The 26953-nt window shown below is 62.4% G+C and carries 16 protein-coding genes and 1 riboswitch; of the genes, 10 read left to right on the top strand and 6 right to left on the bottom strand.

The features are described 5' to 3' along the window. Positions 1-161 precede the first annotated feature (161 nt). Complete coding sequence (locus LJY25_RS16550; RefSeq protein ID WP_227609526.1) at positions 162-1073, top strand: DUF6929 family protein; 912 nt, start codon at positions 162-164, stop codon at positions 1071-1073. A 3-nt stretch (positions 1074-1076) separates the two neighbouring features. On the opposite strand, the gene LJY25_RS16545 is transcribed toward LJY25_RS16550, so the two are convergent. From LJY25_RS16545 to LJY25_RS16520, 6 genes are all read right to left on the bottom strand, one after another. Further along, a complete protein-coding gene (locus tag LJY25_RS16545) occupies positions 1077-1304 on the bottom strand; it encodes a hypothetical protein (protein ID WP_227609524.1) in 228 nt (75 codons plus the stop codon). Positions 1305-1388: 84 nt separating this feature from the next. Further along, entirely contained in the window at positions 1389-2408 is a 1020-nt protein-coding gene (locus tag LJY25_RS16540; RefSeq protein WP_227609522.1) for an LLM class flavin-dependent oxidoreductase, read from the bottom strand. Positions 2409-2623: 215 nt separating this feature from the next. Further along, entirely contained in the window at positions 2624-3616 is a 993-nt protein-coding gene (locus tag LJY25_RS16535) for an ATP-grasp domain-containing protein (protein WP_227609521.1), read from the bottom strand. A 382-nt stretch (positions 3617-3998) separates the two neighbouring features. Next, positions 3999-4111: riboswitch (SAM riboswitch) on the bottom strand. Between the two features lie 238 nt (positions 4112-4349). Next, positions 4350-5438: a pectate lyase family protein gene (locus tag LJY25_RS16530; RefSeq protein WP_227609519.1), complete on the bottom strand. Its 1089-nt coding sequence runs from the start codon at positions 5436-5438 to the stop codon at positions 4350-4352. 248 nt (positions 5439-5686) lie between these two features. Then, complete coding sequence (locus LJY25_RS16525) at positions 5687-7414, bottom strand: T9SS type A sorting domain-containing protein (protein WP_227609518.1); 1728 nt, start codon at positions 7412-7414, stop codon at positions 5687-5689. Positions 7415-7489: 75 nt separating this feature from the next. Continuing rightward, positions 7490-9250: a T9SS type A sorting domain-containing protein gene (locus LJY25_RS16520; protein WP_227609516.1), complete on the bottom strand. Its 1761-nt coding sequence runs from the start codon at positions 9248-9250 to the stop codon at positions 7490-7492. Positions 9251-9754: 504 nt separating this feature from the next. On the opposite strand from LJY25_RS16520, the gene LJY25_RS16515 reads away from it, so the two are divergent. From LJY25_RS16515 to LJY25_RS16475, 9 genes are all read left to right on the top strand, one after another. Continuing rightward, positions 9755-12364, top strand: coding sequence for a pectinesterase family protein (locus LJY25_RS16515; RefSeq protein ID WP_227609514.1), 2610 nt, complete (start codon positions 9755-9757; stop codon positions 12362-12364). Positions 12365-12511: 147 nt separating this feature from the next. Further along, positions 12512-14149, top strand: a complete 1638-nt coding sequence (locus LJY25_RS16510; protein WP_227609512.1) for a glycoside hydrolase family 43 protein — start codon at positions 12512-12514, stop codon at positions 14147-14149. A 277-nt stretch (positions 14150-14426) separates the two neighbouring features. Next, positions 14427-17045, top strand: a complete 2619-nt coding sequence (locus LJY25_RS16505; protein WP_227609510.1) for an endonuclease — start codon at positions 14427-14429, stop codon at positions 17043-17045. A gap of 605 nt (positions 17046-17650) precedes the next feature. Continuing rightward, entirely contained in the window at positions 17651-20938 is a 3288-nt protein-coding gene (locus LJY25_RS16500; protein WP_227609508.1) for a SusC/RagA family TonB-linked outer membrane protein, read from the top strand. Positions 20939-20959: 21 nt separating this feature from the next. Further along, positions 20960-22756 carry a RagB/SusD family nutrient uptake outer membrane protein gene (locus LJY25_RS16495; RefSeq protein ID WP_227609506.1) on the top strand — a complete coding sequence of 599 codons (1797 nt, stop codon included), beginning with the start codon at positions 20960-20962 and terminating at the stop codon, positions 22754-22756. 5 nt (positions 22757-22761) lie between these two features. Then, a complete protein-coding gene (locus LJY25_RS16490) occupies positions 22762-23130 on the top strand; it encodes a cupin domain-containing protein (protein ID WP_227609504.1) in 369 nt (122 codons plus the stop codon). Positions 23131-23139: 9 nt separating this feature from the next. Then, positions 23140-25194, top strand: a complete 2055-nt coding sequence (gene pelA / locus LJY25_RS16485) for a pectate lyase (protein ID WP_227609502.1) — start codon at positions 23140-23142, stop codon at positions 25192-25194. Between the two features lie 24 nt (positions 25195-25218). Beyond that, positions 25219-26742, top strand: a complete 1524-nt coding sequence (locus tag LJY25_RS16480; protein WP_227609499.1) for a tagaturonate reductase — start codon at positions 25219-25221, stop codon at positions 26740-26742. A 104-nt stretch (positions 26743-26846) separates the two neighbouring features. Next, positions 26847-26953, top strand: a 107-nt coding sequence (locus LJY25_RS16475; RefSeq protein WP_227609761.1) for a glucuronate isomerase, incomplete at its 3' end; no start/stop codon positions are given.

The following is a 26953-nucleotide window of genomic DNA, read 5'->3' as shown; positions in this document are numbered from 1 at the left end:
TTGGTGCCTGGTATTCGAAACGGGGTAGCTCTTAGAAGCTGCGCCGGCAATTTGGGCCTTAGCCGTTGACGGCCATTCTTCCCAGGCCAACCTATTGTCCCAACACCTAGTACCTACTATCAACCTTCCAGTCCCCACGACCACAACATCCAAGCCCCCAAATGAAAGCCACGATTCTGCGTCAGTTTGAGCTGCCCCGGCTGCCTTCGGCTTCCGGAATCGAGATTGTGGGCAACACGGCCTACATCATCGGCGACGACTCACCTTTTCTGTACAGCTTCGCGGCCGACTCGCTGGCCCCCAACGCCCCGCTGAGCTTGTTTGAAACGGCTCATTTCAGCACCGGCCGCATTCCCAAGGACCGCAAGCCGGATCTGGAATGCCTCACAGCTATTTCGGCCGCCAATGGGGAAACGGGTCTGCTGGCGTGCGGTTCCGGGGCCACGGCGGCGCGGGAGCAGGGGTTCTGGATAGCCCTGCCCGCGGGCCCGGGTACGGCCACGGTGCAACCCGTGTCGCTGGAGCGGCTGTACGCGGCTTTGCGTAAGGTGCTGCCCGCCGGTATCACCCTCAACCTGGAAGCTGCCGCCACCACCCCCACGGAGCTGCTGCTTTTTCAGCGGACGGTAGGCTCGGCGGCCGGCAATATCGTCTTCCGCCTACCCTTGATACCAACGCTGGACTGCCTGCTGCATCAGCGCGACGTGCCGCCTTTTCAGCATCAGCAGTATGACTTGCCCGCTATTGAGGGCAAGCCGGCGGGATTTTCGGGAGCCTCCACCTTTCATGGCACCGTGTTCGTCACGGCTTCGGTAGAAGACACGCAGGATGCCATAGCCGATGGCGAAGTGCTGGGTAGCTTTGTCGGAGTCCTGCCGGCAGCGGGCACCATCAAGCCCACCAGCCTGCCCCTGACGCGCCTGGAGCTGCCGGACGGACGGCCCTACCGGGGCAAGGTGGAAAGCCTGACTGTCCGGCGCGCTTTGAGCGCCACCCGCTACGAGGCCCTGCTCGTAACCGACGATGATGCCGGTGGCTCCACCGCCGTTCAGATTGAGCTTGACTTAGCGTAGGCTTCAACCCAGGCTGCTTTCAGCTTCGTCGGAAGCAACCTTGCGTAGTTGTCGGGCCATGATTACGGCAGGACCCGATGCAAACTCAACCAGCATGGACCCGTTGCGGCCCCGGATGCACTTGCCTCGCTCGTCGCGCACGGCCCGGCAAACCTGGCCCACCAGCGGGGAGTTCATCAGCCGGGCCAGCCGGTCGCCGAGGTAGCGGTAGGTGGTTGCTGGGAAATCCATGTGGGTAAAACGGAAAAAGCCGGTCAGGCGGCCCGAACAAGGCTCGAAACCGTCTGACCGGCTTCTGTATTCGCCGCGCTCAGCCTAGGCCAGCACCCGGATAACGGCTTCCGAAAACCGCTCCATCTCTTCGAGCTGGGGGCTGGCCTGCAGCAGGAAAAAGTCGACGCCAACCTCCTCAAAGGCGCCGATGCGGTCCTGAATCTGGGCCGGGGTGCCGGTCAGCCCGGTGCGCAGGCCCCGATTTGAGACCGAGTAGTCGGCTAGGGACACCTGCTGCTCGAGCTGGGTGCCGGCCAGCCACTGCTGGTAGTTGCCGTAGCCCGCCGACGAGGCCTTCACGTCGGTGATGCGGTTCAGCTCCTTTTTCACTTCCTGCTCGGTTTCGCGCACGATGGTGTAGCCGGCCACGCCGAACTTCATCGGCGGCAAACCTTTCTGCTCGCGGCGGCGGCGCATGTCGGCAATGCGGGCCCCGATCTGCTCGGGCGAGTCGCCGTGCATCACGTAGCCGTCACACTGGGTTGAAATCAGGTCCTTGGCGGCTTCCGATTCCCCGCCCGCATACAGAAACGGCGCCTTGGCCGGCTTGGGCTGGAGCACGTTTTCGGTTACCTGGTAGTATTTGCCCTGGTAGCTGAAGTTGTCCTTTTTCCACACGTTGGTGACCACGTCGAGCCATTCCCTGGTGCGGGCGTACCGGTCGTCGTGCTGCTCGAAGTGCAGGCCGTACTTGGTGGCCTCGTCTTTCCACCAACTTGATACCACGTTCAGCGACAGGCGGCCGCTGCTGATCAGGTCGATGTTGGCGGCCTGCTTGGCCAGCAAAGCCGGGTTATGAAAGGTAGGGCGCACGGCCACCATGATTTCGAGCTGCTCCGTGACGGCGGCCAGGGCCGAGGCGGTGCTCCAGGCTTCCAGGGCCGGGGCTTCCTGCCCCTTGATGTCGTTCAGGTACAGCTCGGCAATAAGCGTCAGGTCGTAGCCCAGCGCCTCGCTGCGCTGGCCCAGGGTTTTGACGTAGTTCCAGTCGGCGCGCATGTTCTCGTCCTCGACGTTGCGCAGCCACCCGCCAAAGACGGGCATCCAATAGCCAAATTTCATTTTCTTGAGGTGCTGGGATTTTGATGTGGTGATGGATACACAAAGCGGTCATTCCGAGCGAAGTCGAGGAATCTCGCGTGCTGACGTTGGCATGGCAGCTTGACAGAGCAGGAGACTTCGACAAGCGGCTGCCGGATCAAGCATGACCGCCTTTTTCACAGGATTACCAATCCACGCGAGATTCCTCGGTTGCGCTCGGAATGGCGTTCTGCCAGTTAGGCGTCGGCCAGCTCGGGCTGGGCAACGGCAGAGGCCGGGGCCAGCTGGGCTTCGAGGTAGTCCACGAAGCGCGCGTAGGGGTCGAAGCCCACCACGTTCACGGCGTCGGCCACGAAGTTGGACAGGGCATTCACGTCGTAAAACAGCACCTCGCCGGTGCGGTCGTCAATCAGGTACTCGATGCCGCCCACGTCGATTTTGGCGGCGGCCACGATGCGCTCCACGGCCTCAATCACCTCGGCCGGGGGCGTGAAAGCCTCCACCTGAATGCCTTTCTTGGGCGCTTCGGTCAGGCAGAACTCCGCCGACTGCTCCTCGGGAATCTGGCAGATTTCGGCCGGGCAGAGGTTGAAGCTTTCCCCGCTCGTGAACACCTTCATGGCGTATAGAAACTTGTAGTCGAGCGTCTCGACGCGGTGGATGTTGCCGCCCCGGGGCGTGACGTATTCCTGGACCAAGGCGGTCTGGTCGATTCCCAGGTCGATCTGCCCGGCGTCCACGGCGGCCTGTAAACCCTCGGGCGTATCGAAGCGAATGATGCCGGCCCCGCTGCCGCCGATGTTCACCTTCACCACAATCGGGAAGCGCAGCTGGGCAGCCGCGTCGATGGTGCGCGAAGCGTGATTGACCACGAATGACTTCGGAAACTTCAGCCCCAGGGAGGCAAACAGGGAAAGCTGCCGGGCCTTGTTGGCTTCGATGGCTGTGGCGGCCGAGCCGTTGATGACGCGCACGCCCAGCCGCTCTAGGTGGGTGGTGTAGCCGGCAGTGTGGAAGATGCCCTGCCCGTGCCCGCGCAGGTAGGCCGAGGAGCTCATCCGGTTGACGACTAGCGAGTAGCGGCTCTCGGTTTCGGACGGGTCAAACAGGTGGTGGGCGGCGTCGATCCGCTCGTAGGGCAGGCTGCGGCGGTCCAGCTCGGCAAACAAAGGCTTAAACCATTCGGGGTGCTCGTAATAAATGCCAATGGGCTTCTGAACGTCAGACATACGGAGGTTGGGTTGATTGGAATAAACAGTGAAAAAGAGGCCCCCCTGCGCCAAAAATGGCGCACCAGGGCCGCAGAGGCGCTTCCGGAAACAGACAAAGCGCAACTGCGAAGCCAGCAGCCGTTGGAGCCGACAAAGCGGAGCCATAGCTGGGGCAGCAGCAAAAGCAGGAATAGGAGGGACGCCGGCAGCCTGGGGCTTACCGGCAGGGGCACCCGGCTAAAACCGGGGCGGGTAAAGGCAGGAAGCGGTTAACAACAACAACCAGCTGCCCACCGGGTCATACAGACGGCCGGAGCAGGCATAGCGGTGCGGGTCCGCTGCAAAGCAGCAGAGGCGAAAAGGAATACGCGGCGGTTGTTGGAAAAACCCACGGTACTTGTTTTTATATCGTCCGGGCTACGTTGTCCGGACCTTCGGTTGGCACCGTTCCGCAGCGTTGCGGGGGTTGCCGGCGTTTCGCAGAGCCTTTCTCTCCACGCCTCTTTATAAAAACAATCCTTCCAGGGAAAGAATTGATGGGGCAAAGATAAACCGGGCTTCCGGATAAATCAATTTCGTCCCGAAAAACAAGGGCCGCTGCCTCCTCAGGAAGCAGCGGCCCTTGTTTGACCGGGTGGCCATGCTATTTAGTTATCAGGCATTAGTTGTTCGTTGTCAGGTATTCACATCGTACTGACAACTGACAACGGACAACCAGCAACGGACAACCCATTTACTGTTGAACTACTACCTACAGCTTGCCCACGCCGGCGCCTTTCATCACCACGTCCTTCACCTCGGCTACCGGCGTCAGGGCCGCGGCGTAGGAATAGGGGGGCGTAAAGGTGCAGGTCGAAGTAGTGGGCTGACTGCCTTTGCTGGCGGAGTAGTAGTTGTCGGCCACGTCCCAGCCCCCGGCTACGGCGCTGTTCTTGGTGATGATCGGGTTTTTTACATCCTCGAAGTAGTTTTTCTCGATGCGCAGGCAGGCGCCCATCCGGCTGTTCACGCCGGTGCCGTACACGTGGCGAAAGTAGTTGTTGAACACGTGTCCGGTACCAAAGCGGTAGACCGGCACCCGCTCGTGGATGTTGGCGTAGTAGTTATGGTGGAAGGTTACTTTCCGGTCCCCGGTGTCCTTGTCGGAGTTGCCGATCAGGTGGCTTTTGTGGTGGTCGTGGAAGTAGTTCCAGGATATCGTGATGAACGCGCTTTGGCCCTTGGCATCAATCAGGCCGTCGTACAGGTCCTGATTGGGCTGGGTGGCGGGGTCCAGGTTGAAGAACTCGCAATGGTCAATCCAGATGTTGGCACTGGCGCCCTGAATTGTGATGCAGTCCCCGTCGTTGACCGCTACCTGGGCCCGCTTCTCGGAGTTGATTTCGGTGTTTGTGACCGTCGACATCGTAAACTTCAGGTTTTGCACAATGATGTTGCGGCCCCCGCTGATGTTCAGGCCCACGCCTTCCAGAAAGCCCGTAGCGCCCACTCCCAGCAACGTCTTGTTGGCTGCTACCTTTACCGAGGCGCCCTGCGAACCGCCCGAAATCGTCCGGTCAATCGTGATAATGAGAGGCTCGGCGCTTTTGGCCAGGGCCGTCAGCTCGGCCAGCGTAGTTGCCGCCACGGTACGGCCCCCGGTCCCGCCGGTGGTGCCCCCGTTCTCAGCCGCAAATCCCAGCAGGCCGGGCAGGCCCGGGGCAGCCACCGGGGCTGTCGGTTTCGTCGTCGGCTGAGCTTGGGTTGAGGCGGCCGGAGCGGAGCCGACTATGCTCTTGTTGGCGCAGGCCAGCGTGCCCAGCAGCACAAGGGAAGTCAGAAGTGAAGCGTTAATCGTCATGGGTAGGTTGGATACTTGGTTGTAAGCTGCCGGTAAGGCAGAAGCCGGATGGCGGCAAGGAGGAAGGGGCCGCAAAGAGGCTTCCCAGGCTAATATTACGCCAGCCTCCGGGTGGGCGGCCCTTTGCCGGCAGGTTTATTTATGCAAACGATGTCGGGAACGTTATCAAACTGACAGGCCGGAAACACAACGGCACCGCCAGAACCCGACGGTGCCGTTGCCGGACCAGTTTGCAACCAGATAAGCGGCTACTGCTTCACGACCTTGGCCGACAGGCGCTGCTCGGCGTCGGTGTACAGCAGCAGGTAGTTGCCATTGGCCAGGTTGCTAAGATTCACGGCCGTTTGCTGCCGGCCCGCGCCGATAACCTGCGTGGCCACTACCCGGCCCCCAAAGTCATACACGGTAAGCAAAGCAGCGGCGCTGGCCGTGGGATGCGTAAACGTAAGCTGGGAGCTGGTAGGGTTGGGGAACACGGGGAGCAGGCCGGTCGGACGCTCGGCCCGGGTACCCGTTACCACCACGGCAATGCTGTTCAGGTAGTTTTCCAGGTTGGTATAGCCGTTGAGCGCAATGGCCTGCCGGTCGGCAGCGCTGTTGGGGTTCAGGCCGTTGGCCGTTTCCCAGGCGTCGGGCATGCCGTCGTGGTCGGTGTCATCGGGCGGGGTGCCGCAGGTCAGCGTGGGCCAGGCCGTCTGCGACACGCTGTAGGGTGTGCCGTGGGGGTGGCCGCCCTGCACGTCGATAATGGCGCCGGTGCGGTTGCGCACGTCGTTGATGATGCGCTGGTCTACCGCGTCGCGGGCCGGCAATACGGCACCTACGCCGTTCAGCACCGACGTGTACGCATCGGTGGCCGACTGCGTCACGATTGGGTCAATGTTGAAGGGCATGTTGACTTTCGACTGAACCGTGTCGGCCAGGGTAGCGCCCTGCATGGCGGCTCCCAGCCAGTTGCGGCGGGTGTTGGCCGCGGAACCGTCCACGTAGTTGCCGGTCAGGTACACCTTGGCGAAGGGCAGCACCGGCGCCGACGTCTGCCGGTACGGGTTTACAATCCGGAACCGGGCGCCGCTGGACGTCGACGGGCCGTACTTGTAGTAGTTGTTGACCATGTTGTAGTTGCCGCCTTCCCCACCGTACACATTGTTGGAGCCCCAGTTATAGATGACGTTGTTGCGGAAGTCGCAGTTCTCGGAGCCGACCGCCGCGCCGTAGCGGGTGCCGTTCCAGCGCGGGGTGCGGTTAAGGCAGTGGGCAAACAGATTGTGGTGCATCGACGCCTGCTTGCCGCCCCAGATGCCCCCGAAGCCGTGGCGCTGGAAGTCGGTGTCGCCGGCCTCGAAGTGGTAGGAGTAGTTGAGCGGCTCGCTGATCAGGTTCCACTGCAGCGTCATGGAGTCGGTAGCGGCGCCATAGAAGGTGAAGGCCTCGTCGGTGCTCCAGCTCATCGTGCAGTGGTCGATGATCAGGTTCTTGTTGTCGGAGCCGCTGAGCGCGTCGTCGTTGCCGCTGCCGTCCACCATGCCCAGGTTCTGATGCCGGTCGCCGAGGCGGAAGCGCATAAAGCGGATGATGATGTTGTTGCCGCTTACGCTCACCTGCCGGTCGGCCAGGCAGATGCCCTGACCCGGAGCGGTCTGCCCCGCCAGCGTCGTGTTGGAGCGGATAGTCAGCCGGGAAGTAAGGTGAATGGTTCCGCACACCCGGAACACGATGGTGCGGTGGGTGGCCGGCTGACTTACGGCGTAGCGCAGCGTGCCCGGCGTGTTGGTATCAGCCAGGGAGGTTACTTCAAACACCGTGGTGGGGACGGCAGCTGTACCGCGCCCTCCCTTGGTGTATTTGCCGGCACCCTCGGCGCCGGGAAAGGCAATCAGGCGCTGCCCGGCGGCGGGCAGTCCGCCCAGCACCAGCAAGCCCAGCGCGAGCAGCCCGGCCCTGGAGCGGTGTTTAACAGTAGCAAGAAAGGTCATATGAAAGGGAGTTGAGTTGCAGGATGGTGGAGCGGCCGGGAACCGTGAGGTAAGAACGCGCCCGCTCGCTAAGGGTTAGTCTTTGAGGAATTTAAGGGTCGCCGTGCTTTCAGCATCGGTGAATCGTACCAGGTAGTTGCCCCGGACCAGAGCCTGCAGGTTTAGAACGGTAGAAGTGCTGCCGGCACTGGCCGGCAGGGTGGCTACTTTCCGGCCATCAAACGTGTAGAGCGTGAAAGCGGCGCCCGGCCGGGCCTGCGGGTGCGTCACGGTTGCCTGCTCCCGGGCCGGGTTGGGGAATACGCCCAGCCCCAGGCCTGACTTGCCGGTCCTGGTGCCCATTACCACGGCAGCAATGCCGTTCAGGTAGTTTTCCAGGTTGGTATAGCCGTTGGCAGCCCGGCCGGCCCGGTCGGCGGCATTGGCGGGGTTCAGGCCGTTGGCCGTCTCCCAGGCGTCGGGCATACCGTCACGGTCAGTGTCGGTGGGGGCGACGCCGCAGTTGAGGGTGGGCCAGGCTACCTGGGAGGTGCTGAAGGGCGTGCCGTGCGGATAGCCGCCCTGCACGTCGATAACCCGGCCAGTGCGGTTGCGCACATCATCAACGATGCGCTGGTCCAGCGCGTCGCGGGCGGGCAGCACGCAGCCCGCGTTCTGCAGCACCGCGTTGTAGGCGTCCTGCGCCGACTGGGTGGGCACCGACATCACGGCCAGGGGGGCGCTGAGCTTTGACTGGACGGTATCGGCCAGGGTGCCGTCGGCCATGGCGATGCCCCGCCAGTTGCGGCCTGTCACCAGTGCCGAGCCATCCACGTAGTTGCCGGTCAGGTAGATAGTGGGGTAGGGCAGGGCCGTGCTCTTGCTCGGGTTCATGATCATCGTGCGCCGGGGCACGCCGCTGGTGCTGGCGGTCTGGGTAGAAGGCCCGTACTTGTAGTAGTTGTTTACGACGTTGTAGGTGCCGCCTTCGCCGCCGTTGGTGCTGTAGGATATCCAGTTGTAGATAACGTTGTTGCGGAAGTCACACTTCTCGGCGCCCGGCACGGCCGGGGTCAGGCCCCCGCTGCCCGAGAAGCGGGGCATCCGGCCTTTGCAATGAGCAATCAGGTTGTGGTGAAACGAGCCGTTGCGCGCGCCCCACACGCCCCCGTAGCCATGCTCCTGAAAATTGGTGCCGCCGGCTTCGAAGTGGTAGGAGTAGTTGAGCGGCTCGCTGATCAGGTTCCACTGCAGCGTGAGGCTGTCGCCCTGGTAAAAGGAGAAGGCCTCGTCGGTGCTCCAGCTCATCGAGCAGTGGTCGATGATGGTTTTGCGGTTGAAGCGGCCCCCAAAGGCGTCGTCGTCGCCGCTGCCGGGCACCATTCCGGCGTTCTGGTACCGGTCGCCGAGGCGGAAGCGCAGAAAGCGCACAATAACGTTGTCGCCGTTGACGGTAACCTCGTGGTCGGCCAGGCAGATACCGTCGCCGGGGGCCGTCTGGCCGGCAATGGTGGTGTTGGCCGGGATGCGCAGGCCGGAAGTGAGCCGAATCGTGCCGCACACCCGGAACACCACCGTGCGGTGCGGGGCCGCGGTAGCCGACTGGCTGAGCGCGTAGCGCAGGGTGCCGGGCGTGTTGGTGTCGGCCAGGGAGGTTACTTCAAATACCGTGGTGGGAACGGCGGCCGTCCCGCGGCCGCCGGAAGTATACTTGCCGGCCCCCTCGGCGCCGGGGAAAGCAATCAGCTGGGCCTGGGCCAGGGAAAGCGCCGCCCCGAAAGCCAGCCCGCCGGTTAATGTCAGGCGGCGGACGGCCGACGTAATCCTATTTCTCAGAAGGGTACGGGTAATGGGCATAACTGACTTTTGGCATGAAACGAGGGGCTGCTGTTGCCAGAAGCGCAGCCAACCAGTACTTCATTGCGATACTGATGTTAGTGAATAAGTCGTGTCCAACTTGAGGGCGCCCCGGCTTTATTTCCGCAATCGATGTCGGGAACGTTGTCAGTCCGGGCTTCCCAGGTAAGTAAGCACTGAGTTTCGCACTATTTGGGGAAGCAGACCGTGGTTTTAACAATCGGTTGTGCAAACCGGAAGGGTTACCGGGAAGTCATGAAAACGGGGGGTATAGGCCAGTTTGATAAGGATGATTTATTGGAATTGTTCTATTGTTATGCCCTGGGCAGAACTTTCTTCTGCCCAGGGCTTTGGCCGCTAGTCAGGCGAATCATCGGGGTAAATACCACCATTGGCAACGTTCCCGATAACGATTGCATAAATAAACCCGCCCCGGTAGAGTGCCTGCGGGGTACAATCCTGGTAATATTAGCTTGGAATCCCACTCATAACGTTTCTTGATCTATGACTAAAAATTGTACTCCTGCCGGAACACAGCCAGCCTGGCGGCCGCTTACCCTGCTGAGCGTCCTGCTCATGCTGCTGCTGAGCATCACGGCCCGGGCCCAGACCTACGACGCGGTAGTCGCCAAGGACGGCACCGGCATGTTCACCTCGGTGCAGGCCGCCGTGAACGCCGCGCCCACCGGCCGTACCACACCCTACACCATCTTCATCAAGAATGGCAAGTACAAGGAGAAGATCAACGTGCCCAGCAACAAGCCCTTCCTGCAGTTTATCGGGGAAAGCGTGGCCAATACGATCCTGACCTTCGACGACTTCTCCGGCAAGCCCATGCCCGGGGGCGGCACCTACGGCACCGCCAACTCGGCTTCGGTGACCATCAGCGCGGCCAACTTCACGGCCCTGAACATCACCTTTGAAAATACCACCGGCGACGCGCCCCAGGCCCTGGCTCTGAACGTGACGGCCGACCGCGCCATCTTCAAGAACTGCCGCTTCCTGGGTGGGCAGGATACGGTGCTGGCCCACGGCAACGGCATGAAGCAGTACTTCAAGGACTGCTACATCGACGGCACGGTGGACTTTATCTTCGGCAGCTCCACTGCTGTATTTGAGAATTCCGTCATCTACCCCAAAACGCGCCGCGATAACAGTTCCCTGGGTTACATCACGGCGGCCAACACGCCTCAGGGGCAGCAGTACGGCTACGTGTTCCGTAACTGCATTATTCCGGACAACCACGGCTTCACCACCTACACGCTGGGCCGCCCCTGGCAGAACGACGCCGGCTCGACGGCCGCCAGCCGTAGCAACACCAAAGTCGTGTGGCTGAAAACCAAGATGGGCAGCAACATTATCCGCCCCGTGGGCTGGTCGGCCTGGGATGCCGGTACCCTGACCAGCGCCATCACCTACGCCGAGTTTCAGAGCCGCCACTTCGACGGCCGCCTCGTGAACGTCAGCCAGCGCGTGCCGTGGTCGATTCAGCTGACCCCGGCCGATACGGCGGCGTACACCCGCGCCGCCGTGCTCGGCACCTGGGACCCCTGCGCTACCGCCGGCATCTGCGGAACGACTACTCCCGACATTGCCGTGGCCAACTTCCGCGGCGTGAAGGGCGCCAGCACTACGGCCTTTACCTGGAACCTGAGTTGGGCGATCAGCCAGGTGAAGTTTGAGCTGTACCGCTCGGCCACCCGCCGCGGCACGTACACCAAGCTCAGCGAGGTTATTGCTCCCAACGACACGACTTACAACTACCAGGCTTCGGACGCCCTGCCCGCCGCCGGCGCCGCGTACTACTACTACCTCCGCACCTCCAAAGCCGGCCTGGCCACGCAAATCACCGATACGGTAGAGATTTCGCGGGTGCCCACCGTCACGACGACCGGCAGCCTGAACGGCTTCATGCAGTACTCCAACGGCCCCTCGGCTCCGAAAACCTACGTGCTGTCGGGCGTAAACCTGACCAACAACGTGACCATCACGCCCCCGGCCGGCTACGAGGTATCGGCCAACGGCGGTACCAACTGGTCTACTTCGGCTACGCCGCTGGTTATTGCCCAGGTCAACAACACCGTTCCCAACACGACCATCAGCGTGCGGCTCAACGCCAGCGCAGCCGGTAACTATGCCGGAGACATCACCCACACCAGCACCGGCGCGGCCACGACCGTGGTGGCGGTGAGCGGTACCAAGGTGAACACGCCCCAGCCGATTTCGGACCCCTTGCAGTGGTGGCCCATGACGCGCAACAACCAGGACAGCACGGCCGTGCGCGCCTCCTCGGTGGCAGCCAGCACGCCTACGTTCCGCAAGTTTCAGATTTCCAGCGGCTCAGCCGCGGCCACCATCCCGCCCTACTCCAACCGCTACGGCCAGGCCTTTGCCCCCGTGGCCGATGGCGCCTGGACCACCGCCCTGGGGGGCAACGGCGGCAACCTGAACCGCACCTACTACGAGCAGTTCACCGTCACGGCTACGGCCAACACCCGCCTGGACTCGCTGCTGCTCACTTCCTACGTGACCGGCTCGACCTCCAACACCAAGCTGGCCGTGGTCTGGTCCCGCTCGGGCTTCGCCACGGACTCGGCTGACGTGACCGGAGGCAAGGGCCCGGGCGGCATCCTGCTCAGCACGGCCAACGGCGGCTTTACCACCCCGATCTTCCTGACCTCGCAGGCCACCTACCGCCTAGCCTTCAACGGTGCCGCGGGCCTGCTGCTGACTCCGGGCCAGCGCCTGACCTTCCGCACCTACTTCAGCTGCGGCTCGACCACCGTCACCACCCGCTTTGCTACCTTGAAGAACGTCATCGTGAAGGGCGAAGCGAATATCGTCACCGGTACGCACGCGGCCAAAGCCCACGCCGCCGGTCTGCAGGTGTACCCCAACCCGGCCCAGGCGGCCGTGACGGTGCAGCACCCCAAAGCCGGCGCCGGTGACTTCATCTCGGTATACGCCTACGACGGCCGCAAGCTGGCTACGTTCCCGGCCCAGATCGGGGCGGAGCAGACGGTGCTGGAACTGAGCGGGCTGGCCAAGGGTGCCTATCTGCTGCGCTACAGCTCGGCCAAGCAAAGCGTTACCACCACCATCGTAAAGCAGTAAGCTGCGCGGTGTGCCAAACAGCGGTGTCGGACTTTTCCGGCGCCGCTGTTTGCATGTCCGGGCAGTGGCGCCGGCCGCCCTGCTTCTGACGGCCGGATTTCAATCTGACTACCCTTGAGGAGCCGGAAGCTCCGCTTTTCCTTTCTGATGCTGAAAATCAACCGTCTTCTTTTTCTGACCTGCCTGCTGGGTGCCTGCCTGTTGCCCGGTCTGCTTCGGGCCCAGGGGCCGCTGTCGAAAGTATGGGTGCCCGACCTAGGCAACGGTACCTACAAAAACCCGGTACTCTACGCCGACTACTCCGACCCGGACGTGGTGCGGGTGGGGCAGGACTACTACCTGACCTCGTCGAGCTTCAACGCCGCGCCCGGCCTGCAGATCCTGCACTCCCGCGACTTGGTGAACTGGACGATTATCGGGGCCGTGTTCACTCAGCAGCCGCCCAAGTCCCGCTACGACCTGCCCCAGCACGGCAACGGGGTGTGGGCCCCGGCCATCCGCTACCACAAGAAGAAGTTCTACATCTACTACCCCGACCCCGACCTGGGCCTTTTCGTGACCCGGGCCGACAACCCCGCCGGGCCCTGGGAAGAGCCCATCCTGCTCAAGGAAGCCAAGGGCTGGATTGACCCCTGCCCGCTTTGGGATGAGGATGGCAAGGCCTATCTGGTGCACGGCTTTGCCGGCTCCCGGGCCGGCTTCAAGACAGTGCTGGCCGTCAGCCGCATGAGTCCCGACGGGCTGAAGCTGTTCGGCGACGAGGTGCTGGTATTCGACGGGCACGAGAAGCACCCCACGCTGGAAGGTCCCAAGTTCTACAAGCGCAACGGCTACTACTACATCTTCGCGCCGGCCGGCGGGGTGCCCACGGGCTGGCAGATGGTGCTGCGCTCCAAAAATGTGTTTGGCCCTTACGAAGACAAGATCGTGATGGACCAGGGCAAGACGCCCATCAACGGCCCGCACCAGGGCGCCTGGGTGGATACGCCCGGCGGCAAGGAAGACTGGTTTCTGCATTTCCAGGACCAGGGCCCCTACGGCCGGGTCGTGCACCTGCAGCCGATGACCTGGAAAAACGACTGGCCCGTTATCGGCGTCGACACCGATGGGGACGGCAAAGGGGAGCCCGTGCTGACGTACCGCAAGCCCGGGGTAGGGGGTAAGGGCCAGCCGTTGGCCACTCCGGCATCGTCCGACGAGTTCAGCGGCAACGAGCTGGGGCTGCAGTGGCAGTGGCACGCCAACCCCCAGGTGAACTGGCTGTTCGTGGCCGGCAATCAGGGCTTTGCCCGCCTGTACTCGGTGCCCGTTCCCGAAGGCTACAAGAACCTGTGGCAGGTGCCCAACCTGCTGCTGCAGAAGCTTCCGGCCGATGTATTCACCACGACCACCAAGCTCACCTTCACGCCCCGGTTTGAAGGCGAGAAAACCGGCCTGCTCATGATGGGGCTGGACTATGCCTACGTGTCGGTGACCAACCAGAACGGCAAGCTGCTGCTTAGCCAGAGCATATGCCAGAACGCCGACAAGCTGACGGCCGAAACCACCACCGCGCCGGTGGAAATACCGGCCAAGCAGCCCGTGTACCTGCGTGTTGCCGTAAAGGCCGGCGCTAAGTGCCAGTTCAGCTACAGCCTCGATGGACAGACGTTCCAGCCGGTAGGAGCCGAGTTTCAGGCCCGGGAAGGCAAGTGGATCGGGGCCAAGGTGGGCTTGTTCTGCACCCGCGCCGGCAAAACCAACGATGCCGGCTACGCCGACATCGACTGGTTCCGGGTAGAGTAGGCAGTATCTGCCGGAGCGCCTGGCACGCCGATTTAGTCCTTTAAATAGTTACAACCGGCTCCTGCGGCTTGCTGCTGTGGGAGCTGGTTGTTTTGTATGGTAGGCAGTCAGAAGTTCTGGTTTTCTGGGTTTGATAGCGGTCAGTGGGGTTTTTATAAGGATAGAACAAGGCGGGGAAGGCGGGCGTGCTACCTACAGGCATAGCTATAAGGTGGAGGCATAGTGGAGCATCCCTAGAAAAATGCTAGTTTTAAGGCTGTTCTGCTTTGTTCTGACTATGCGCGCTGCCTTTCTGATCGGTCTGATTTTTTTTCTGAGTTTGGCGCAAGCGGTAAAGCTGGCCGCCCAGACATTTCCGGCCGTGCCCGCCGCTCCGGCCTCCAGCCTGCGCGATGCCGCCCTGCGCGACTGGCTGCGCCAGAACTGGTACGATGGCAAACGTACCGTGCTAAGCTACTCTGCGGCCCGGGCCAAGCTCTACAACTATGTCGACAACCAGCAGGGGCTGGTCCGCTGCGTATATTCCGGCTACACCGAAGCCAAGCCGCTGAGCTTCAGCAGCACCAGTACCACGATGCAGAACATCAACTGTGAGCACACCGTGCCGCAGTCATGGTTTAATGAGGTAGAGCGCATGCGCTCCGACATTCACCACCTGTTTCCGACCGTCATCCAGTGGAACTCAGACCGGGGATCCGACCCGTTTGCCGACATTTCCGATGCCCAGACCACCAAGTGGATCCGCGGACTGAACAGCCAGACCTCGATTCCCACCTCGAACATCAACGAGTATAGTGAGGACACCAACACCCAGTTTGAGCCCCGCGAAGACCATAAAGGCAATCTGGCCCGGGCCGTGTTCTACTTCTACACGATGCACGCCAACCAGACGTTCATCTCCGGCAAGAACGTCATCACGGCCGTGGGCGACCTGAACATGCTCTACCAGTGGCACCTGGCCGACCCGGTCGATGCCCAGGAGCAGGAGCGCAACCGCCGCGCCGCCGCCAGTCAGGGCAACTACAACCCCTATATCAACGACCCGTCGCTGGTAGCCCGGGCCTGGGGCTTCCAGACCACCGGCACTAGCCCCACCGTGCAGTTTGCCGCTGCCTCGGGCACCCAAGCCGAAGGCAGCGCCGGCACTGCCAGCTACGTGGTAACCGTAACGCTGACAGCCGAGCCCAGCTCCGCCGCCTCCGTGCAGGTAGCCCTCGACGCCGGCGGCACCACCGCCACGGCCTCCACCGACTACACGTTCACGTCGCCTCAGACGCTGAGCTTTGGGCCCGGATTGCCGTTGACCCGGACGGTAACCGTCACGGTAAACGGGGACGCCACGGTGGAGCCGGACGAAACCGTGCAGCTGTTGCTGCAGACTCCCGCCGGTCCGCTCACGCTGGGTACGCCCACGACCCACTCGCTTACCATTACCAACGACGACGTAACCACCGCTACGCCCACGCTCAACTTTGCCAGCGCCAGTGCCACCACCGCCGAAGGCAACTCCGGCACCGCCACGTATACCGTTACAGTGAGCCTGAGCCCGGCCGCCAGCGGAACCGTGACCGTACCCATCGAAATCGACGCCGCCAACACCTCGGCTGACGCGGCGGACTACACCCTGACGACGACCTCCCTCACTTTTACCGCCGGCGTAACCTCGCGGTCCGTGAATGTAACCGTGCAGGGAGATGCCACAGTGGAGCCCGACGAAGTGGTGCGGCTGCTGCTGGGGACGCCCACCGGCGGGGCCGCGCGGGGCAGTACCACAACGCATTCGCTCACCCTGCGCAACGACGACGTAGCTAGTGGGGGAGGGACTCTGGCCTGCGGCGGGCTGTTTTTCTCGGAATACATTGAATCGACCAGCGGCAGCAACAAGGCTGTGGAGATCTATAACCCCTCGGATCAGCCCGTAAACCTGGCCGGCTACCAGGTGCAGCTTTTTACGAATGGCAGTAGTACGGCTACGGCCACCCACAATCTGAGCGGCACCCTGGGCGGACGCGAGGTGTACGTCATCATCAACAACCAATCTACCGACGCGAACTTTCTCAACCAGGGCGATGCCATTTCGGGCGTCACTAATTTCAACGGCAACGATGCCCTCGTGCTCAGCTACAACACCACTACGCTCGACGTAATAGGAGTGAAGGGCGTTGACCCCGGCACCAGCTGGGCCGTACCCGGCGGCTCCACAGAAGACTTTACGCTGATCCGCAATGCCACGGTAAAGCAGGGGCAAACCAACTGGACCACCGCCGCCACCGAATGGTCAGCGGTGGGTGCCAACGTGTACTCGTACCTAGGCCAGCAGACGGCCAATGAATGCAGCCCTTCCCCAATGCCCGTAACTCTGCTGCACTTCGGGGCCCGGCGCACGGGCCCGGCCACGGTGCAGCTAAGCTGGCAGACCGCCCAGGAACTGGGCAACGATTATTTCGAGCTGGAGAAGTCGGCCGACGGGCAGGTGTTCCGCCCGATCGGCCGGGTCGCGGGCAGCGGCACGACCGCGTCTGCCCGAGCCTATCAGCTTGCTGACCCCAGCGCGGCGGGGGCCGCCTATTACCGCCTCCGTCAGGTCGACTACGATGGGCGGGCCACCCGGGGACCGGTAGCCTTTGTGCCCGCCCCGGCCGCAGCGCCCGGGCCGCAGCTCTATCCCAATCCGACCACCGGGGCGGTGACGCTTGCCGGGCTGCCGGCCGGTGCCAGCCTGAGTTTCGTGCTGCGCTCGGCCCACGGCCGGATGCTGCTGCAGGTAGTGGGCCTGTCGGCGGCCGAAGCCGGAGCTGCGCTAAGTACGGCGCTGTCGCGCTCGGTCCCCGGCGTGTACGTGCTGACCGTGGAAGCCGACGGGCAGCGCCATTTTGTGAAGGTCGTGCGGCAGTAGCTCCCCGGCGGAGCCCAGTGCAAGGAAGTCACGACGCAGTTGGTGCCTGACCGGTGCCAGGAAAGACGCTGCCCGCTCGGGAGCAGGGTAGGAGAGTGCGTGCCCGCTCACCGGCAAGCGGCAAACCCCAAAGCAAGGAATCTTTTTCAAGAGGCCGTTGTAGGCTCCTTACGCCATTCGGCGCGGGATGGAAGACCACCGGACCAGCTGGAAAATAGTCGGCTGCCCTCCTTCTTTAGAGGGCGCTCGGTAAGTTGTTGAAATTGGAAATGTTCAATTTCGGTGACTTGCCCGCGTAGAAAGCTCTGGCCGGTCAGTTCAAACGAAAAAGTGAGTTTCTTAAGCGTAAATGAGAATTTATCCGCTTAACTGGCCTGTTGATAACGTTCCCGGCAACGTTTGCACAAATAAAAGGCCCGGCCTTCTTCCCTTTTCAATCTTAAACAACTTAAATTTAATGACCTGCCTCCCCGGCGAAGTGTTCAACCCGGCGGGGTGCAGTCATTCAGAGTCCTACCGGCGCCTCCGCCTCCCAACGGATTGGTGTCTGCTCACCCAACCACATCAGTCACCCACTTTCAATTCCCACTGTCAACCTAGTTAGAATGAAAAAGCACCTACTGTTTTTCCTGCTGCTGCTGCAGGCCACGCTGATGGCCTCGGCCCAGCAGGCCACGCAGCGCCGGATTGAAGGCACTGTGAAGGCCGCAGAAAATGGTGAGACCCTCCCGGGTGTGACCGTGGTCGTGCAGGGAACCACCAACGGCGCCAGCACCGACCCCAACGGCAAGTTCAGCCTGAGCGTGCCGGCCAACGAAGAAGTGACGCTCAACCTGAGCTACATCGGCTTCGAACCCAAGAAGATTGTGGTTCCTGCGGGTACGACGGTGGTGAACACGACTCTGAAGACGGATGCCAAAACCCTCGACGACGTCGTGGTAATCGGCTACCAGGCCGTAAACCGCCGCGACGTGACTGGTTCGGTTTCGTCGGTAAGCTCCCAGCAGATCAAGGACGTGCCGGTTAACTCCGCTGCCGAAGCTCTGTCGGGCCGCCTGGCCGGGGTGCAGGTAACGGCTTCGGAAGGCCAGCCCGGCACTGACATTCAGATCCGCGTCCGCGGCGGGGGCTCCATCACCCAGGACAACTCCCCGCTTTATGTGGTGGACGGTGTGCAGGTCGAAAACGCCCTGCAGGTAATTTCTCCCCAGGACATCCAGTCGGTTGACATTCTGAAGGATGCTGCTGCCACCGCCATCTACGGCGCCCGTGGCGCCAATGGCGTGGTAATCATCACCACCAAGGGCGGCCGCGAAGGCAAAACCACCGTTACCTACAATGGCTTTGCCGGTTTCCGCCGCATCACCAAGAAGCTCGACGTGCTGCAGCCCGCCGACTACATCGACTACGCCTACGAGAAGTCCCGCATTTCCGGCTCTGACCAGCTGCGTAGCTTCCGCAGCCGCTTTGGTAGCTCCAACTTCCTGTCCGACACCCTGACGCCGGTACGCAACGCCGAGTTCATTGACTGGCAGGACAAGGTGTTTGGCCGTGACGCTTTCCAGCAAACCCACAACGTGGCCATTTCGGGCGGCGCCAAGGGCACGACCTACTCGCTGAGTCTGACCCGCAACGACGAGGACGGCATTCAGTTGAACTCGGGCTTTACCCGCAACCTGCTCAACTTCCGCTTCGACCACAAAGCCAGCGACAAATTCCGCTTCGGCTTCAGCACCCGCCTCACCGACCAGGCCGTAACCGGCGCGGGCACTTCGGCCGGGGGCACCGGCTCCACCACCAACTCCCGTCTGCGCAACACGCTGGTGTACCAGCCCCTGATTACGCCCAACCAGCTGGCGGCCGGCGTCGACATCGACAACAACCCCGACGACGAATTCTTCAGCTCTTCCGGCTCCTTGTCGAACCCCGTGCTGACGGTCAACAACGAGTACCGCAAGGACCGTCGCCGGGTGTTTAACTTCAGCGGCAACGCCAGCTTCAACATCACCAAGAACCTGGTGTTCCGCTCGGTGCTGGGCTTCGACAACACCAACGCCCGCAACGAGCTGTTCTACGGACAGTACTCGCCGAATACCAACAACTTCGCCCGCCTGCCCTACGTGCAGATCGGTACCGGCCAGAACATTACCATCAACCAGTCGAACACGCTGTCTTACTCGCTGAAGAAGGACGTGCATTCGTTTGACGCCCTGCTGGGCCAGGAAACGTATTCCCGCAAGAACACCTTCCTGAACATCAGCAGCTACTACCTGCCCCAGGCCATTACTGCCGAGCGCGCCATCGACAACGTAAACCAGCGCGACCCTTCGGCCCCGAACACGCCCCAGCCTTCGCCCACGACCGGCATCGGTGAAAACTCCCGACTGCTTTCCGCCTTTGGCCGCTTCAACTACTCCTACAACGACCGTTACCTGCTCACGACTACGTTCCGGGCCGACGGCTCGTCGAAGTTCAAGGGCAAAAACCGGGTAGGCGTATTCCCGGCCGTGTCCCTGGCCTGGCGCATCTCGCAGGAAGACTTCATGCAGCCCTACATCAACACGGTTTCGGACCTGAAGCTGCGCGTGAGCTACGGCCTGACCGGCAACAACCGCATCCGCGACTTCCTCTACGACCCGCTGTTCGCCACCGGCAACAACGGCAACAACTACGCCCTGAATGACGTGCTGGTGCCCGGCGCCGCCGCCATTTCGCTGGCTAACCCGAACCTGAAGTGGGAAACGACGGCCGCCACCAACGTGGGCATTGACCTGAGCTTGTTTAACAACCGGGTGCAGTTCACGGCCGACGCGTACTACAACAAAACCCGCGACCTGCTGCTCGACCTGTCGATTCCCGCCACCACGGGCTACACCACCCAGCAGATCAACATCGGCTCGACCTCGAACCGGGGCGTGGAGCTTCAGCTGACCGGCACTGCCATCCAAACCCCCGACTTTACCTGGAATGCCACGGCTAACGTGTCGCTGAACCGCGGCCGGGTAGAAAGCCTGGGCGGCATCGACCAGCTGCCCCTGCAGTACTCCGGCTGGGCCAGCACCGCCATCACCGCCGACTACTTTGTGGGCGTGGGGCAACCGGTAGGCCAGATGTACGGCTACGTAACCGACTTTGAGAGCGGCAACGGCAAAGGCTTCTATGATGCCGACGACTTCTCGGGCTACGTGAACGGGCAGTGGGTGCTGAAGCCCGGCGTGGTTTCGAACCGCGGCGTAGTCGGCTTCAGCGGTGCCAACCAGCAGGTTACGCCCGGCACCATCCGCCTGAAGGACATCAACAAGGACGGTGTCGTGGATGCGGCCGACCGCACGGTTATCGGCAACGCCAACCCCAAATTCACCGGTGGCCTGAATCAGCAGTTTACGTATAAGAACTTTGACGCCAGCCTGTTCCTGAACTTTGTCTACGGCAATGATGTGTACAATGCCAACAAGATCGAGCTGACCTCTTACCTGACCAACACCCACCTCAGCAATGGCCTCGCAATCATGAAGGACCGGTACCGTCAGGTTGATGAGCAGGGCACCCTGATTACGGACCTGGAAACCTCGCGCCGCGTCAATCAGAACGCCTCGATCTGGACGCCCACCCGTACGCTGTTCCCCCACTCCTGGGCGATTGAGGACGGCTCGTTCCTGCGCGTAAACAACCTGACCCTGGGCTACACCCTGCCCAAGACGATTTCGGCTTACGCCAAGCTGCAGGCGGCCCGCTTCTACGTAACGGCCAACAACCTGTATACCTTTACCAAGTACACCGGCTTCGACCCCGAGGTGAACACCCGCCGCAGCACCCCGCTGACTCCCGGCGTTGACTACGCCGCCTACCCCCGCAGCCGGGCGTTCCTGGCCGGCATCAATCTTACTTTCTAATACCTGAATCTGCCCTTCTGTATGAAACGCATAGTTCGCCCCACACTGGCCGCTCTGGGTATTGTCTGCCTGTCGAGCATCATGTCCTGCAGCTTTCTGGACGTAGAGCCGACCTCGATTGATACGTCCGAGGCCATCTTCAATACCTACAGCGGCGCCTACAGCGCGGTGATTGGTGCCTATGCCCCGATGGCCGGCGACGCCGCCTACGGCAACCGCATCAGCTCGTACTTCCCCTACGACTCCGAGGACTTTCTGAACTCGCCCACCGGCAACGACGCCGGCGAAGGCCGCCGCGGCATTGCCCGCTACTCGTCGAGCGTAACCAACGCCGACGTGCGCAACGCCTGGAACGCGCTGTACAAAGGCATCGAGCGCACCAACATCTGCATCAAGTACATTCCCACGATGGCGCAGTACAACAGCGGCGCCGACATGGCCGCTGTGCGTCGTCTGCACGGCGAGGCCCTGACGCTGCGCGCCCAGTACTACTTTGAGCTGATCCGCAACTGGGGCGACGTACCCTCGCCCTACGAGCCCACCGTGACCGGTCAGGACTTCAACATGCCCCGGACCGACCGCAACGCCATCCTGGACAAGATGCTGGCCGACCTCGACCTGGCCTCGAAGCTCGTGCCCTGGCGCTCGGAAGTAGCCGCCGATGAGCGGATCACCAAAGGTGCCGTCAAGGCCCTGCGGGCCCGCCTGGCGCTATACCGTGCCAGCTACTACCCCAACTCCGCCACCGGCGTTTCGGAGCGGGCCCCCGACTTCAAGCAGTTCTTTGATACGGTGCGCGTCGAGTGCCGGGAGCTGATGGCCAAACGCTCGGAGCACGACCTGAACACCTCGTTCGAGGAGCCGTTCCGCAGCATCGCCGAGTACCGCCGCGACCTGAAGCGCGAAATCATGTTTGAGGTAGCCATGGGCGGCAACGTCAACGGCTCGACCACCGACAGCAAGCTGGGCTACTTCAACGGGCCCCGCATCACGGCGGCCTCGACCAACCTGGGTACCAGCAGCGGCGCCATCGTGCTCCAGCCCACGTACTTCTACGCCTTCGACTCCACCGACACCCGGCGCGACGTCACCATTGCCGCTTACTCCATCAACGCTACGCCTTCCCGCGTTCCCACCACGATGATTGCGGCCACCGACGGCAAGTTCCGCCGCGAGTGGAGCACTAACGGCTCGGTGCGTGCTGGCTCTTCCCAGAGCCTGGGCTACAACTGGCCCCTGATCCGCTTTGCCGACGTGCTGCTGATGTTTGCGGAAGCCGAGAACGAAGCTACCGGCGCCCCCACGGCGGCCGCCCGCGCTGCCCTGCAGGAAATCCGGACCCGCGCGTACCGTGGCGCTGCTGCCCCGGCGGCTCCGACCTCCTACACTGCTTTTCAGGAGGCCGTTATGAAAGAGCGTCTGCTGGAGTTTGGTGGTGAAGGCATGCGCAAGTACGACCTGATCCGGTGGAACAGACTGGGAAGCACCTTCCAGCAGATCAAAACCACGCTGCGGGCCTGGATTGCTGATCAGACGGGTGGGGGCCCCTATGCCGACATTCCCTGGAACATCTACTACACCGCGACGCCGGCCGCCGGCACGCCTCCGATTGGCGGCTACGTGCTGACCCGCTCGCTGTACCGTCCGGCCCCGGCCACCACGCCCACGGGCTCGACGGCAGTGGCCTGGCGCCGCAGCATCACCGAAGCCCGCATTGCCGACATTGCTTCGGGCTACACCGAAGCCAAGCAGCTGCTGCCGATTCCGGCCGAAGCCCGCAACACCAACAACCAGCTGACCCAGAACATGGGCTACTAACCCGGATGGGCTACGAGCTGACTTCGCCTTTTGCCTACGGCCACGACCTTCCCTGGGAGGTCGTGGCTCCCGGGCTTAAGCGCCAGATCTTAAGCTACGACGCCGATATCATGGTGGTCCGGGTCTTGTTCGAAGCCGGGGGCGTGGGCGCGGTGCACCAGCACCGCCACACTCAGGCCAGCTACGTAGCCAGCGGCGTGTTCGACGTGACCATCAGCGGCGAAACCCGGCGCCTGCAGGCCGGCGACTCCTTTCTGGCTTCGCCCTACGCGTGGCACGGGGTGGTCTGCCTGGAGGCTGGAGAGCTGGTAGATGTATTTACCCCGATGCGGGAGGATTTTGTGCCGGGCCCCACTGCGGGCCAGCGCCAATAAACACACAGAATGAGGTGGTCTAACAAGCTGATGCTCCTGCTCACGGGAGGACTCGGGGGCGTATTTTCAGCAGCAACTGCCCAGCAGGTTACAGTGGCAGCGGATGGCTCGGGAAAATTCCGGACCATTCAGCAGGCCGTGGCCAGCCTGCCCGACCACGCCGAGCAGCAGCGCGTCATCCTCATCAAAAACGGCACCTACAAGGAAAAGGTAGTTATCGACGGCAAGGACCACCTGACGCTGCGCGGACAAAGTGAGAAGGGTGTGGTCATCACCATCAGCCAGGCCAACGCCATCTACAGCTGCAACCCGGCCACAGCCCAGGACTGGCGCCTGGCTACCATCAGCCTGCGCAACAGCCCCGACATCACGCTCGAAAAGCTGACGGTACTGAACACGTACGGTGCCGAGGCGCCGGCCGAGCCGATTGTCATCGACTGCCCCACCGACCCCACCGGCAAGCGGATGGTTAAGAAAACCGACCACCAGATGGCATTGTACACGACCAAGGGCACCACCCGGCTGGTTGTAAAGAACTGCACCTTCCGCACGCTCGGCAACGATACCGTGAGCCCCTGGGACGGGGAAGCCGGCCTGTACTACTTCAAGAACTGCACGATGGAAGGCAGCGTGGACTTTTACTGCCCCCGGGGCTGGGCCTACGCCGAAAACTGCCGCTTTATCTGCCACAACAAAAACGCCGCCATCTGGCACGACGGCACCGCCGACAAGGACGCCAAGACGGTGCTTAAGAATTGCACGTTCGAGGGCGACGACAACTTCAAGCTGGGCCGCTTTCACCGGGAGTCGCAGTTCTACCTGATTGACTGCAAATTCCCAAAGAACATGGCCGATGCCGACATCTACGCCGCGCCGTCCGGCAACGGGGCGCCCAGGTGGGGCCGGCGGGTGTACTACTCGGGCTGCCACCGCACCAGCGGCGACTACGCCTGGCACCAGGACAACCTGAACACGGCCGAAAACGCCCCTTCTGCCAAGCGGATTGATGCAGATTGGACATTTGCCGGCCGCTGGAAGGTGGCCGCGCAGTTCTCGGCGTCGGAGACTACCCGGCACGGTGGCCTGCAAGCTGCCCCCACTGATTCCATTGCCGAGCGGATGCTGCTGTACCAGCGCGCAGTGGGTGGCTGGCCCAAAGCCGTGGGCAGCGTGAAGGTAAGCTACGACCGCGCGCTGACGCCCACCGAAATATCGGCTACCCGCCGCGACTTCAACCGCCTCGATGCCACCATCGACAACAACGCTACAACCCGGGAAATCACCTACCTGGTCAAGGCCTTTAAAGCAACTGGCAACCCGGCCTACCGCGACGCGGCCGAGAAGGGTATCCGGTTCCTGCTCAAGATGCAGTACCCTAACGGGGGCTTCCCGCAGTACTACCCCGACCTGCGGCTGTACCGCCACCTGATTACCTACAACGACAACGCCATGATCCGGGCGCTGGGCGTTCTGCGCGACGTGGCCACCACCAAAGGCGACTTTGCCGCCGTTAGCCCGGGCCTGATTCCGGCCGCCAAAAGCGCCGTGGACCGGGGCATCGACTGTATCCTCAAAACCCAGTACCGCCAGAAGGGCGTGCTCACGGCCTGGTGCGCCCAGCACGACGAGAAAACCCTGCTGCCGGCCAATGCCCGCGCGTTTGAGCTGGCCTCGCTGAGCGGGCTGGAGTCGGTGGAAATTGTCCGGTTTCTGATGGGCGTGGAAAATCCGTCGGCTGAGGTGGTGCAGGCAGTAAACGCGGCGGTAACCTGGTTCAACAAAGTGAAGCTGGCCGGCTACACCACGAAAATCATCGACGACCCCAAGCAGCCCAAGGGGAAGGACCGGGTAATCGTGCCCGAAGCCGGTTCCACCATCTGGGCCCGCTTCTACGATCTGAACACCAACCAGCCCATCTACGTGGGCCGCGACGGTGAAAAGCGCGCCAGCCTGGCGGAAATTGAAGTAGAGCGCCGGGTGGGCTATGCCTACGCCGGCGTCTGGCCGGAAAAGCTGCTCGCCAAGGACTATCCGCGGTGGCGGCAGAAGTGGAGCAAGAAATAAAGAATACCCTAAGCCGCTGTCATCATGAAGTACCTCTCCCAAGAAATTGAGCTGCTGCCGGGAACGGCCGTATCCCTGCCCGCTGCGGCACAGTTCGAGCTGCCGGAAAAGGTGCTGCAGTTCGGCACCGGCGTGCTGCTACGCGGCCTGCCCGACTACCTGATCGACAAGGCCAACCGCCAGGGCATCTTCAAGGGCCGCATCGTGGTGGTGAAAAGCACCGACGGGGGCGATGCCACGGCCTTTGCCCGGCAGGATGGTCTCTATACGCTTTGCATCCGCGGGGTGGAAGACGGGCAGCCGGTCGAGGAAAACGTGGTCTGCGGAGCCATCAGTCGCGTGATTCCGGCCAAAAGCCAGTGGCACAAGGTGCTGGAGTTTGCCGCCAGCCCCGACCTGCAGGTGGTGATTTCCAATACCACTGAAATCGGCATCCAGCTGGTGCAGGAGGATATTCACCTCTCGCCGCCCCAGTCGTTTCCGGGCAAGCTGCTGGCCGTGCTTTACGCCCGCTACCAGGCCTTTTACGGCGACGAAACCAAGGGCCTCGTGATTGTGCCCACCGAGCTGATTCCGCACAACGGCGACAAACTTGAAGCCATTGTGCTGGAGCTGGCCCACCGCAACGGGCTCGACAGCGCCTTTCTCGACTGGCTCGAAGCCGCCAACCACTTCTGCAACTCCCTGGTGGACCGCATCGTGCCGGGCCACCCCGACCGCGAAACCTACAACGCCCTGAACGAGCAGCTCGGCTACGACGACGAGCTGCTGACCATCACCGAGGCCTATAAGCTCTGGGCCATTGAGGGCAACGAGCACGTGCGCGAGGTGCTGAGCTTCCACCAGGCCGATCCCGGCGTCGTTATCCGGCCCGACATCGACCTGTTCCGGGAGCTGAAGCTGCGTCTGCTCAACGGTACGCACACGCTTAGCTGCGGGCTGGCTCACCTGGCCGGCTGCGAAACCGTGCGCCAGGCCATGGACGACGAGCTGATGGCGGCTTTCGTGCACAACCTGCTGCTGGCCGATCTGCTGCCCGGTATTCCGTACCGCGTCGACGAGAAAGTGGGGCAGCGCTTCGGCATGCAGGTGCTCGACCGGTTCCGCAACCCCTACATCGAGCACCGCTGGCTGGCCATTACGCTGCAGTACTCCCTGAAAATGCAGATGCGCACCATCCCGACGTTGCTGCACTACTACCGGCAGCTGGGGCAGGTGCCGCACTACTTTGCCCTGGGCTTTGCCGCCTACCTGCGCTTTATGCACGGCGTGCGGCAGGAGGGCGGCGTATGGTACGGGGAGGCCGACGGTCAGCTTTACCCGATCCAGGATGAGAAGGCGGCCTACTTTGCCGACCTCTGGGCCCGCCTCACGCCGGAGGAGCTGACGCAGACCGTGCTGCAAAACCAGGTGATGTGGGGCCACGATCTGGCCAAGCTGCCCGGCTTTGCGGCGGCCGTAAGCCACTACTTGCAGCAGCTGCTCGACCAGGGCGCCCACGCGACGCTGGCGGCTTACTTCAGCAAAAAAGCCTCTTTGGTCGCGTAGAAAGCAAGCAAAAACTGCCGCCGAGCAGGACACTGCGGGTAGGCGAGGGGCCCACGCTCCTCTACCTTTCAACAAGTATTCAAGCTGGCCCTCGGGTAAGAACTATGAAAAAACCCTTCCTCAACGAAGACTTTCTGTTGCAGAGCGAGACGGCGCGGGTGCTCTACCATGAGTACGCGTCGTCGATGCCGATTATCGACTACCACTGCCA

Origin of the sequence: Hymenobacter translucens, assembly GCF_020685205.1 — a bacterium.
Lineage (GTDB): Bacteria > Bacteroidota > Bacteroidia > Cytophagales > Hymenobacteraceae > Hymenobacter > Hymenobacter translucens.
Note: the sequence above shows the minus strand (reverse complement) of the source record. Positions and strands in the feature narration are given on the sequence as shown.